Consider the following 12,127-nt stretch of genomic DNA (forward strand, 5'->3'; position numbering starts at 1 on the left):
TTCAAGACAGCAGCATTCGCCCGGCCGTGATCGCCAGGAAGAATGCAAAGGCAAGTTTCAGGTAGCGCGGGTTGAGCGCGTGGGCGAGCCTTGCGCCCAAGGGTGCGAAGAGGAAGCTCACGGGCGCTATGATGGCAACCGCCGGCAGGCTGACGTAACCCAGGCTGAGCGGAGGCCTGCCTGCGATTGCGAGACCCGACCAGATGAAGCCAGCCACTGCCGGAAGCGCAATAAGCAGGCCAAGCGCCGACGATGTGCCGACGGCCCGGTGCACAGGAAAGGAAAAGCTGGAAAGCGTCGGCACCGAGAGCGTGCCGCCACCGATTCCCATGAGCGAAGAGACAAAGCCGATGACAGAGGCGATCGCGCGGTTGATCCAGCCGCTTTGCGGCAGGTGATCGGAGATCACGAGGTGCTTCGGCAACGCCATGTTGAGGGCCACCAGCAGGCCGACGACGCCGAAAACCAGCCGCAAGCCGGCGCCCGGGATGAACTTCGACGTGATGCCACCGATCAGGGCACTCACGAAAACGGCCGGTCCCCACAGAGTGAGCAGAGGCCGATCGACATTGTTGCGCCTGTTGTGCGACCGCATTGACGAGATCGAGGTGGGGATGATGACCGCAAGCGACGTCGCGACAGCCAGATGGCTGATCACAGCAGGCGAAAAGTGGAACAGGCTAAGCACCCAGAACAGCACCGGGACGATGACGATGCCGCCGCCGACCCCCAGCAGACCGGCGAGCACGCCGGAGGCCATTCCGGTCATGGCCAGACCGGCGACCAGCATTGCAATCGTCAGCCCGTCGAAAACCGACGTGTCGAATCCGAAGTCCACTGTGATTTTTCCTTGATTGGCCGACTGCGGCCTTGCGAATACATTTTTTGGCCGCGCCTGTCCGCCCGTCGCGACCTGGGTGCAGATCGCCCGAAAGCGTACAGGGGTTTGGGGTGCGGAATGCTTTAGTGGCGCACCATCCCGGCGTCGACATTGAGCGTCTGGCCGGTGATCCAGCGCGCATCGTCGGAGGCCAGGAACGAGACCACATCGGCGATATGTTCCGGCTGCCCCTTGCCTTTCATCGCCTGAAGCATCTCGACGAAGCCGAACGCCTCATTGTGCGGGCTCGCCTTGACGCCGTCGCTCTCGATCAGGCCGGGCGTCACCGCATTGGCGGTGATGTTGTATTTGCCGAGTTCGGTGGCGAGCGCCCTGGTGAAGCCGATGACGCCACCCTTGGCCGCGACATAGGCCGCCATGTTCGGCGTGCCGGCAAAGAAGGTGTTGGATGCGATGCTGATCACCCGCCCAGCTTTGCCTGCCGCACGCATCTGGTCCGTGCCGGCGCGGCTGACGATGAAGGTGCCTGTCAAATTGACGTCGATGATCTTGCGCCAATGGTCGAGGTCGACATCGTCCCAGGCGACGAACGGCACGATGCTGGCATTGTTGACCAGGATGTCGATGCCCCCGGTCAGGGTCTGGATTTCGGCGAAGAGTGCCTTGACGGAGGCCGGATCGGAAATGTCGGCGGCAATCGCCCTCGCCCTTCCGCCTATTGCCGCGGCCGCCGCCTTGGCGCCTTCGGCATTGATGTCGCTGACGATGACGGTTGCCCCGTCGGCGGCGAGCCGCGCGGCGATCGCCTTGCCGATACCCTGCGCAGCGCCCGTAACCAGGGCCGTCTTCCCCGCAAGCCGTTCAGTCATGAAAATGCTCCCTCAATCCGTGGTGATATCTGTTCAGGCGTCGGCGTCGATCACGGCCAGCGCCGCGTCGATACCCCTGCCGATCGCCAGTTTCTGGCCGGCCGCGTTCATGGCGCCGCCAAGTGCCGTCAGCGCCGCGATCGCATAGATCGGCTGGGCGGTCGGACCCATATGGCCGATGCGCGTCAGCTTGCCCAAGGTCTCGCCGCGGCCAGACGAAAACACCACCCCGTAACGGGCGCGGGCAGCCTGGCGAAGCGCCTTCTCGTCGACACCTTCGGGCGTGCGGACAGCGGTCGTGGTCGGCGACGCGATGCTGTCGCTGGCCGCCCAGATCGACAGGCCCATCGCAGCAATGCCCGCGCGCATGGCCTTGGCGGTGAGCGCGTGGCGCGCCCATACCGCCTCCGGTCCCTCATTGAGATAGAGGTCGAGCGCGACATCGAGCCCGTTGATCTCCGAGACCGACGGCGTGAACGGAAACGGCTTATCCCGCGACCACGCATGCTCCCAGTCGACGATGCTCAGCATCGACGCGCGGGGGGCTGCCTCGTTGCTCTTCATCTTGGCCCAGGCCCGCTCGCTGACGCCCATCATCGTCAGGCCGGGAGGCGCGCCCAGGCATTTGTTCGGGCCGGTGACATAGATATCGGCCTTGCAGTCCTCCGGGTGCGTCTGCATGCCGCCAAAGGACGAGACGGCGTCGACGATGAGATAGCCGCCATGCGCTGAGACCAGCGCGCCGATGGCGTCGATCGGATTGATGGTGCCGGACGGCGTGTCGTGGTGGCAGACGGAAACGACGGTGATCTCCGGGTGCGCCTTCAGCATTGCCTCGACCGCCTGCGGATCTATCGCCTCGTTGTAGGGCACCTCGATCTCAAGCAGATGTGGCGAATAGCGCTTCGCCCAATAGCCGAACCCCTTGCCGTAAACGCCGGAGGCAAGGTTGAGCACGACATCGTCCGGCGTGATCAGCGAGGCCGCGGCGGCCTCCAGGCCAAGCACCGGCTCGCCATGCAGGATGACCGGCTTGTTCGACAGCCGCATCGCCTTTTGCGCCTTGTCGACCACACCCTCATAGAAAAGCTGGAACGCCGGGTCGTAGTCGTAGAGCACCGTGCGGCCGAGACCGCGCAGCACTTCGGCATAGGCGTTCACCGGTCCCGCGGTCAGGGTGATGACCGGATCGGCGTGTTCGAGATAGCGCATCGTCTTGTCTCCGGATTGGCGGCGGTCAGCCGTAGAATTGCGTGCCGGTCTTGTAGGTCTTGAAGTTGTCCATGTCGTGCGAGTACATCAGCTCGGCGCCATGGTCTTCGGCGAGTTTCTTCACCTTGCGCATCGAATTGACGCCCGCCACCGGATCGATGTGGAAGGCCGCCTGGCACAGCGTCTCGAGGCTCTTCTGCGTATAGGCCGCATCGATCGTGAACATGATCGGCTTGCGCTTGGGGAACTCGACCAGCAGGCTGTAATGGCCGATCGAATGGCCGGGCGTCGAGATCAGCCGGACGCCCCTGGCAAGCTCGACGTCGCCATCGATGCCTTCAAAGGTCGAATTCGCCCGTGTCGTTCCCGCAAGCAATTGCCCGGTCGCGCCACGCGCTTCGGCAGCCTCCGCCGAAAAACTCAGATCGGAATAGCCGAGGTGCTCGAAAGGTTCGGGATTGCACGCCTGCGGCACCTCGGTCCGGTGGCAGATCTTCTTGGCGTGCGGAAAATACTTGTTGCCGCCGCAATGATCGAAGTGGAAATGCGAATTGACGACGACGTCGATGTCCTTCGGCTCGAGGCCGAGCAGCGCCAGCGCACCGGGAATGGTCTGGTGCTTTTCCTGGATCGGCTTTTCGAACGGCAGCACCTTCATCACGTGATCGTAGTCGTAGCCGGTGTCGATGAGGAACCGGCCCTCGGCATGTTCGATCAGGATCGAATAGACGGGGAAGCGCACTTCGCCGCCAGGGCCGCGGTTCCAGAACACATGATAGCCGTCGAGAACGAGCGAGCCGCCGTCGAGCAGGTAGACCTTGGTATCCGACATTCTTGCCTCCTTTATTGGCGCGGGTCCCGTCCGCGCATGAATTGTCCTCAGCGCGCGCCGCGCTCATATGGAATGCCGAGCGCCGCCGGCAGGCTGGCGCGCCGGCCGAACAGCACCAGCATGATCATCACCGCCAGGAACGGCAGCATCTGGATGATGTCGGTCGGTATGTTGATGCCGGCCACTTGCATGGCCGTCGTCAGCGAAAGGCAGACACCGAACAGCAACGCGCCGAACAGCACCCAGATCGGGCGACCGCGCGCCAGCATGGCCAGCACGATGCCGAGAAAGCCCGCGCCATTGGTGATGAACGGAATGAACAGGCCGGCCCCGACATTGGCGAGATACGCGCCCCCGAGCCCGGCCAGCGCTCCGGTCGTCAGCACGGCGATGGTGCGGGTCCGCACGACATCGATGCCGGCGACATCGAGCGCGGCCGGCTTGTCGCCTGCCGCCTGCAAATTGAGGCCCAGCTGCGTGCGCCGGTAGATGTAGCCCATGCCGAAAACCAGCGCGACCGCCAGATAGACGATCAGATGATGCTTGAAGAATGCAGGCCCGATGACCGGGATGTCCGAAAGCAGCGGAATGACAGTCGCATCCGCCGCGGGCAGGCGCGGGTAGCTGCGCGAGAACTGGAAATGGTGGAGCAGCGCCGTCAGGCCTTCCAGCCCCAAGGTCAGCGCGATGCCGATGACGATCTGGTTGAGCCCGATGCGCACGCAAAGCAGCGCCATGACAAGCGCCACCGCAGCACCCCCGGCGGCGCCGGTGAGAAAGCCCAGCCACAGCGACCCGGAATAGAAAGCGCCGACAAAGCCGAGATAGGCGCCGGCCAGCATCATGCCTTCGATGCCGATATTGAGCACGCCAGCCTTCTCGGAGATCTGCTCGCCGAGCCCGGCAAGCAGCAGCGGGATCGCTGCGGTGACGGCGCCGAACAGCAGCGCGCTGAGAAAGACCTCGCTGAACAGCCCGGTCATGCCCTAGGCCCTCCGCGACTGGTTGTATCGGTGATCGAAATATTCGGCGAGCGCGAGCACGATCAGCACGATGGAAACCAGCACCAGCGTGAAATGATTGGGCACGCCGAGCCGGCGCGCCGCGCTCTCGCCGCCGATCGAAAGCACCGAAAGCAGGAATACGAAGCCGATGGCCGCAAAGCCGTTCATACGGGCGAGAAACACGGCGGGTATTACGGCAAGCCCGTAGGCGGGATTCCAGTCGGCGCGGACATTGCCCTGGACGCCGATGATGTCGACGGCGCCGGCAAGCCCGGCCAGCCCGGCCGAAATGGCGAAGACGGCGACGGTCAGGCCGGGAACGCCGAGCCCCGAGTGAACCGCCGCTCGTGGATTGGCGCCGACGATCCTCAGCTTCAGCCCGAACGCCGTGCGCGTCATCACCAGATGCACGATGACGATCGCCGCCAGCCCAAGCAGCAGGCCACTGGTGATGGTCGTTTCGAACAGGCGCGGCAGCCGGTCCTCCACCGGCAGCGTGCGCGTCTGCGGCACGGTCGTGCTTGGGTCGCGAAACGCCAGCTTGACCAGCACATTGGCGAGCGAGGTGCCGAGGAACGTCATCATCAGGGTGGTGATGATCTCGTTGACGCCCTGATAGGCACGCAGCAGCGCCGGCACCAGCGACCAGATCATCGCCACCACCATGGCGATGAGGAACGAGCAGACCAGCGCCAGCCAGGCTGGCATGATCTGCACGAACACGGGAGCGCTGGCAGCCGCCGTCACCGCGCCAAGCAGGAACTGGCCGTCGCCGCCCAGATTCCACATGCCGGCGCGAAAGGCGACGATCAGGCCGGCGGCGAGAAACAGCAGCGGCGCCATGCGCGTCAGTGTCTGCTGGATGCCGAGCATCGAGAACAGTCCCTTCTCCAGCACGAAGCCATAATAGGCCAGCGGGTCGACGCCGACGGCAAGCAGGATACAGCCGGCTATGACCAGCGCGATAAGGATCGGGCCGAGCGTCATCAGCAGCCGATGCAGGATGTCGCGGCGCGTCGCTGCCCCGCTCGTGGCATCGAGTGCGGTGGCGCTGACCGTGGGTGCGGTGTCGATGCTCATGCGGCAAGTCCGATCATCAGGCGACCGACCTTTGTGCGGGCGTCGTCTACGTTCTCGACGGTGCCGACCAAAGCGCCGTCGGCGATGACGGCGATGCGGTCGCACATGCCAAGCAATTCCTCGAGGTCGGTGGAGATCAGCAGCACGGCAAGGCCACGCGCCGCCGTATCGCGAATGCGCTGGCGCGACGCCAATGTGTTGGCGAGATCGAGCCCATAGGTCGGCTTGTTGAAGATCACCACCTTGGCGCCTTCAGCCAGTTCCCGTGCCAGAAGCACCTTCTGGATGTTGCCGCCGGACAGCCGCGCGACGGGCGTCTTCAGGCTCGGCGTGCGCACGTCGTATTCGCGCACGAGTTGGGCGGCGCGCTTGTCGATCTCCGCGCGCTGCTCGACGCCGTTGCGCCAGAACGGGGCCGCGCCGACCTGCTTGAGGAAGAAATTGATCGAGACCGGGAAGGTGCCGACAGTGCCCTCGCCCAGCCGGTCGTCGGTCAGGTAGCGAAGGCCGCGCCGGCGGCGCTCGCCGACGCTCAGCGTCTCGATGGCGGCGCCGTCCAGCCGCACCGAGCCGCTTGTGGCTGTACGCTGGCCGGCCAGCGCTTCCGCCAGCTGCTTCTGGCCGTTGCCGTCGATGCCGGCTATGCCGAGGATCTCGCCCGGGCGGATGTCGAAGGAGATCGACGACAGGCCCGGCGCATTGTCCGTCGCCGCTACCGCCAGGTCCGTCACCTGAAGCAGCGGGTCAGCGCCGGCGCGGGCAGTGCGGACAGGACGCTCGACGGCTTCCGGGTCATCCTTCTGCTTGCCGAACATCAATTCCACGATCTCCGAGACGATCTCCTGTTCGCCCAGCGTGCGAAACCGCTCGGGTGGAATCTCGCCGACCTTGCGGCCAAGCTTCAGCACCGAGATGCGGTCGCCGAAGGCAGCCGCCTCCTTGAGCTTGTGGGTGATGAAGACGATCGCAAGGCCCTGCTCGACAAGGCGGCGCATCAGCGCGCCCAGTTCGTCGATACCTTTCGGCGTCAGCATGGAGGTGGACTCGTCAAGGATGAGCAGCCGGCTGTTGCGCAGCATCGCGCGCAGGATCTCGACCTGCTGCTGCTCGCCGAGCGACAACTCCGATACCTTGGCTTGAAGCTTGACGGTGATGCCGAGCGTGCCGGTGATCTCGGCGACGCGCGCCGCCAGTTCCTCGGTCCTGGGGCGCTGCCACCACGGCCCGCCAAGCAGGAGGTTCTCCGCCACCGTCAGCGTCGGCACCAGCATCATGTGCTGGAATACGGTGCCTATGCCGAGTGCCAGCGCATGGCGTGGCGAGGTGATCGGCGTCGGTTTGCCGTCGACCAGTATGCGTCCTTCGTCAGGCTGCTGCAGGCCGGACAACATGCCGATCAATGTCGATTTTCCAGCGCCGTTCTCGCCCAGCAGCACATGCACTTCGCCCGGGCGGATCGACAGGTCGACGCTGTCATTGGCAACGATGCCGGGGAACCGTTTGGTCACGCCTTCAAGCGCGACGATGTCGCGCCCGGCAACGGACGATGAAGAAAAACCGCTCATGAAGCCCAGCACCAAAAAACAGGAATCGTCCGGAGGGGCGAACGGATCACCCCTCCGGCAGCCGACCATGATCGCCTTACTGGGCGACGCTGGTCATCAGTGCCCTTACGGCGGCCGCGTCATAGACCGGCTCGACCTTGATCTTGCCGGAAATGACGTCCTCGCGCAGCGCCTGGATTTCCGTCCAGACATTGTCCGGGATCGCAGCGGTCTTCAGCAACTTGACCGAGTCGTCCTTGAGGCCGATCGTATAGTGTTTGGTGCCGAACGTGTCCGCCTTCAGGTCGGCAATCATCGCCGCATAGACCGGCTCGATGTTCCACACCACCGACGACAGCAGGAAGCCCTTGTCGATCGGTGACTTGTCGCCGATGACGTCGATGAAATAGACCTTGCCGCCATCGGCTGCCTTGGTTGTCTCGACCGCCTGCAGCATGCCGAAGCTCGAACCGTTGCCTTGGCCGAAGATGATGTCGGCGCCCGACGCGATCACGCTTTCGGTGACGCGCTTGCCGCCGGCCGCATCGCTGTAGGCGGCCGGGCCGATCACCGCGTAGGTGATCTTGACGTCCGGGTTCTCCGCCTTCACGCCTTGCGCGAACGCCGCCGACTGCGAATTCCACGATGGCGGTTCGCCCGACACCACGATGCCGACCGACTTGGAACGCGACACCTTGGCGGCGAGACGGCCGGCGAGATAGGCGCCCTCGTGGCCGCTCAGCGTATAGTCGGCGACAAGGCCCTTCTCCAGGCCGGCTGGCGTGTCGACGATTGCCACAGGAACTTTCAATTCCTTGGCGATTTCAGGCGCCGAGGTGTTGTAGCCGCTGGCATGCGCGATCAGCAGGCTGGCGCCGTCGGAGGCAAGTTCCCGCAAGGTCGGACGAACATCGCCATAGCCGAGGCCCTGGGCCACGACCACTTCGACGCCGGCGGCCTTGCCAGCCGCCTTGGCGGCATCGATGCCTTGCTGGTTCCAGCCATAGTCCGTGCCTTCTTCGGGCGTGAGGATGGCGATCGACTTGACCTCGCCGGCAAGCGCGCCGCTCATCAAGACACCGGCTAATATAACTGCACTTACACTGCTCTTAAGAAGCTTTAACATGTTACCCTCTCTGTTGTTTCACCAATCAATATTCTTATTGTTATTGCGCGAAAGCGAGATAGACTGCCTAGGAAAAATTACATTGTGGAGCTCAGGCAAAGTGAAGATCCGTTATGCCCTTCCGGTGATGCTGGCGTTATCGTCCTTCGCCAACGCGGTTGAGTTGCACCATGTCGCCGTCCGCACCGGCACTGACGGGCTCGACATGGTTCCGTTGACGATTTCGAATGCGGGCAGCGAAGGCCTCTCCTGCAACGCCGACTTCGCCCACTGGTATTCGGCCGGGATCGCAGCGATCGAGCCGGGCAAGAAGACCCGCGTCGAGCTCTGGTTCGATGCGAAGACCGGCACGTTCACGATCCTCAACGACAAGCGCGAGAACCTGCCCGTCGAGCGGCTGTGGTGCGGTCTGGCGAGCCGAACATATGCTACCCGCGTGCAGATCACGCTCGACCGCACCGATGCGGCGAAAGGCGAGCGTGATGTGTCCTGCGCCATGGCGCAGGACAGCCTGGTCTGCCGGTAGGCGCTCATTCCTGCGTCCGTTCGAACATCGCGAGCCTCTTATTCTTTCGCCAGGAACGCGTCGGTGAAGACGTCGTCCGCCGACAGAGCCGCCTTGAGCACGCCCTGGTCCGTCAGCGTCTTCAGAGTCTCCTCCCACTGCGTCTTCGTCATCCAGCCGAGACCGTGTTCCTTGGTGTCGGGGCTGGTGAACGTCGAGGCGATGTCGGCGTTGATCTGCGCCAGCAGTACGTCCTTCTTGTCCGCATAGCCGGGCGCTGCCTTGGCGGTGATCTCGGCGGCCTCTTCCGGATGAGCCACGACATAGTCGAAGGCCTCCCTATATGCCTTGACGAAGCGGCGCACGACGTCCGGCTTGTCCTTGATCATCGCCTGCGAGGTGAACAGGCCGGAGCCATAGGCTTTCCACCCATAGTCCGCCCCCATCATGATGCTGAGCGAGCCCGGGCCCCCGGCCTTCGCTTCCAGTTCGGGAACCTCCGCATCGATATAGCCGACGACCGTCTGAACCCGGCCAAGCAGCAAATAGCTTTCATAGGGAGGCGAGACGCTGTTCAGCGTCATGTCCTTTTCGGTCAGGCCATTGGCGGCCAGGAAGCCTTTGAAGAAGATGTAGGTGGAACCGGCCGGATGAATGCCGATGGTCAGTCCCTTGAGGTCGGACGGCTTGGTGAGCTTCAGCGTCTTGGCCAGCGAAATGATCCCCAGCGGCGAGTGCTGATTGACGGCTGCCAGCGCCACGACCGGGACATTCTGCGACCGTGCGACGGCAAGCGTGGGAAGATCGCCGAACCCGAAATCCGCGTTCTCATTGCCCACCAGCCGCATCGCGTCCGGCGAGCCGGATCCCTTGCGGATCTCGGCCACATCGATGTCGTTCTTGGCGAAGAAGCCCTTTTCCTTGCCGACGAAGAACATGGCGTGATTGCCGCGCACGACCCAGTCGAGCTGGACGTTGACCTTGTCCGCCGCCAGAGCCGCGTTGGAAAAACCGAGTGCTGCAACAAACGCCGCGAAGGTAGCGGCCTTGATAAGTGAGCGTCTCAGCATTTTTTGTTCCCTTTTATGAATTGGTTGATCGAGCGGGCCTAGGATTGGCTGAATTTCGGCGCCCACGGCACCACGATGCGTTCTAGGATTTCGGCGGCGTAGTAGAAGGCGATGCCAAGCACGGAAACGAGCAGCAGCGCTGCGAAGACCAGCGCCGTGTCGAGCTGGGTCGACGCGAACTGGATGACGTAGCCGAGACCGTCCGACGCCCCGGCGAACTCACCGACGATGGCGCCGATCACGCTCAACGTGGCGGCGATCTTGGTTCCGGCCATCAGGTTCGGCAGCGAGTGCGGAACGCGGATCCTGAACAGGATCTGCGTCGGGCTGGCCCCGACGGAATTCATCAGCGACAGCAGCGAGCGGTCGACCGATTGCATGCCCGCCAGCATCGACAGCGTCACCGGGAAGAAGGCGATGACCAGGATCAGGCCGATTTTGGGCGCCAGCCCATAGCCGAACCAGAGGATGAAGATCGGCGCGAGCGCGACTTTCGGCACGTTCTGGAACAGCACCACCAGTGGATACAGCGCGCGTCCCAACCAATCGAAGCGCACGATGACCAGCGCAATGGCAATGCCGACCACGACCGAGACCAGGAAGCCGAACAGGATCTCGCCCGCCGTCACCAGCGTCGCCTGCATCAGCGTGCCCCATTGCGCCACCAGCGACTTCGCGATCTCGGACGGGGCGGGAATGATGAAGGCGGATATGGCAAAGATCCGCACCGCGGCTTCCCACAGCACGACCGTCACCAGCAGGAGGATGACAGCCGGCAGCCAGCTGCCGGTCGCCGCACTCCAGCTGGAGGCGAGGCGCGGCTCGGAAAGGTTGGTGATGGGTTGGTCGCTCAAGACGCGCCTCCCGGTTGATGGCTGGAGCGCAGCATCGTTCGCAACTGGACCACCAGCCTGACGAACTCCGGATCTTCGGTGACCGACAGGTCGCGCGGGTAAGGCAGCGCAATGTCGAGGCTCTCGGTGATCCGTCCCGGCTTGATCCCCAGCACGTGAACATGGCGCGACAGATGGATGGCCTCGTCGATGGAATGGGTGACGAGCACGATCGTCTTACCGGTCCGCTGCCAGATCTCCAGCAGCGACTGGCCCATCGAATCGCGGGTGATGGCATCGAGCGCGCCGAACGGTTCGTCCATCAGCAGGACCGCCGGATCGAGCGCCAGGGCCCGTGCAATGGCGACCCGCTGCCGCATGCCGCCCGACAGCTCGTTTGGCCGCTTGTGGGCGCTGTCGCCCAGCCCCACCAGTTCCAGCATCTCCTGCCCGCGCGCCCGCAGATCCGAGCGCGAGAGCGACTTGTCGGCGATGCCGAGCAGCATCGAGGCATTGTCGACGGCGTTTTTCCAGGGGAGCAGGTTGGCGTCCTGGAAGACGAGGCCGATCATCCGCTTGCGCGCCGCCTCGACCGGCGCGAGCCCGGCGATCGAAACGCTGCCCTGGGTAGGCTGCACCAGCCCGGCCAGCACCTTGAGCAAGGTGCTCTTGCCACATCCGGAAGGACCGATAAGGGAAACGAATGATCCCTTTGGCACCGAAAGATCGATGTTCCTGAGGATCAGCTGACGGGCCATGACCACCGAAACGCCCTTGGCGGAGATTAGATCGTCATGGCGGATATGGGCCGGCCTGTCGCCGGCGGCTCGGATGGTTTCAATGCGCATGGCTTGTCGCCCCACGCGCTGTTTTCTGCCGCACCCGCACCATCTTGATGGCGAAGGCGCCCTTCACACAAACAGCCGACCGGTGGAACTCCTCAAACCGGCTGGCCCTCTGCGCACCATGTGACATTGGCTACTCCCGGCCTTCCAGGATGCGCCGCACCGCGACGAGCTTGCGCGCCCGTTCACCTTGCAGCGCCTTTGTCTGCTCGGGCGTGTAGGCAAACATGCCCTCGCCCGACTTGATGCCGAATTTCGACGCAGCCGTCTTCTCCAGAACCATCGGCGCCACATCGTCGCGGTTGGAGAGATCGGCATTCAGGAAGGACGAGACGGATTTGTAGATATCCAGCCCCGCCATATCGA

General features: G+C 63.8%; 12 protein-coding genes and 1 pseudogene. 1 reads left to right on the plus strand and 12 read right to left on the minus strand.

All coding sequences use genetic code 11. The features are described from left to right. Position 1: 1 nt before the first annotated feature. The 8 genes from EN949_RS09230 to EN949_RS09265 all read right to left on the minus strand — a co-directional run bounded on the left by EN949_RS09230 (position 2) and on the right by EN949_RS09265 (position 8,454). A complete protein-coding gene (locus EN949_RS09230) occupies positions 2-838 on the minus strand; it encodes a sulfite exporter TauE/SafE family protein (protein ID WP_127366123.1) in 837 nt (278 codons plus the stop codon). Between the two features lie 125 nt (positions 839-963). Next, complete coding sequence (locus tag EN949_RS09235) at positions 964-1,710, minus strand: SDR family NAD(P)-dependent oxidoreductase (protein WP_013529873.1); 747 nt, start codon at positions 1,708-1,710, stop codon at positions 964-966. A 33-nt stretch (positions 1,711-1,743) separates the two neighbouring features. Then, the gene (locus EN949_RS09240) at positions 1,744-2,922 is read right to left on the minus strand and encodes an alanine--glyoxylate aminotransferase family protein (RefSeq protein ID WP_063168890.1); all 1,179 of its coding nucleotides are present in this window, start codon (positions 2,920-2,922) and stop codon (positions 1,744-1,746) included. A 25-nt stretch (positions 2,923-2,947) separates the two neighbouring features. Further along, complete coding sequence (locus EN949_RS09245; protein ID WP_013529871.1) at positions 2,948-3,754, minus strand: 4-pyridoxolactonase; 807 nt, start codon at positions 3,752-3,754, stop codon at positions 2,948-2,950. Between the two features lie 47 nt (positions 3,755-3,801). Next, positions 3,802-4,737, minus strand: coding sequence for an ABC transporter permease (locus EN949_RS09250; RefSeq protein ID WP_027039488.1), 936 nt, complete (start codon positions 4,735-4,737; stop codon positions 3,802-3,804). Positions 4,738-4,740: 3 nt separating this feature from the next. Continuing rightward, positions 4,741-5,838: an ABC transporter permease gene (locus EN949_RS09255; RefSeq protein ID WP_127366122.1), complete on the minus strand. Its 1,098-nt coding sequence runs from the start codon at positions 5,836-5,838 to the stop codon at positions 4,741-4,743. Further along, positions 5,835-7,403 (minus strand): ABC transporter ATP-binding protein, encoded by a 1,569-nt coding sequence (locus tag EN949_RS09260; RefSeq protein ID WP_027163702.1) that lies wholly within the window; start codon positions 7,401-7,403, stop codon positions 5,835-5,837. Before EN949_RS09260 ends, EN949_RS09255 begins: the two co-directional genes overlap by 4 nt. A 76-nt stretch (positions 7,404-7,479) precedes the next feature. Beyond that, a complete protein-coding gene (locus EN949_RS09265) occupies positions 7,480-8,454 on the minus strand; it encodes a BMP family protein (protein ID WP_023809929.1) in 975 nt (324 codons plus the stop codon). A gap of 154 nt (positions 8,455-8,608) precedes the next feature. Between EN949_RS09265 and EN949_RS09270 the strand changes: the two genes are divergently transcribed. Beyond that, complete coding sequence (locus EN949_RS09270; protein ID WP_127366119.1) at positions 8,609-9,034, plus strand: hypothetical protein; 426 nt, start codon at positions 8,609-8,611, stop codon at positions 9,032-9,034. A gap of 38 nt (positions 9,035-9,072) precedes the next feature. Here the strand turns inward: EN949_RS09270 and EN949_RS09275 are convergent, their stop codons facing one another. The 4 genes and pseudogenes from EN949_RS09275 to EN949_RS09290 form a co-directional block, all read right to left on the minus strand. Next, positions 9,073-10,083 carry an ABC transporter substrate-binding protein gene (locus EN949_RS09275; RefSeq protein WP_024505123.1) on the minus strand — a complete coding sequence of 337 codons (1,011 nt, stop codon included), beginning with the start codon at positions 10,081-10,083 and terminating at the stop codon, positions 9,073-9,075. Positions 10,084-10,121: 38 nt separating this feature from the next. Further along, positions 10,122-10,937 (minus strand): ABC transporter permease, encoded by an 816-nt coding sequence (locus EN949_RS09280; RefSeq protein WP_063172984.1) that lies wholly within the window; start codon positions 10,935-10,937, stop codon positions 10,122-10,124. Further along, entirely contained in the window at positions 10,934-11,764 is an 831-nt protein-coding gene (locus EN949_RS09285; protein WP_013529863.1) for an ABC transporter ATP-binding protein, read from the minus strand. Before EN949_RS09285 ends, EN949_RS09280 begins: the two co-directional genes overlap by 4 nt. A 130-nt stretch (positions 11,765-11,894) precedes the next feature. Beyond that, a pseudogene (locus tag EN949_RS09290) lies at positions 11,895-12,127 on the minus strand (3-hydroxyacyl-CoA dehydrogenase family protein); the annotation flags it as partial.

Source organism: Mesorhizobium sp. M7A.F.Ca.US.007.01.2.1 (genome assembly GCF_003998165.1).
GTDB lineage: Bacteria > Pseudomonadota > Alphaproteobacteria > Rhizobiales > Rhizobiaceae > Mesorhizobium > Mesorhizobium ciceri.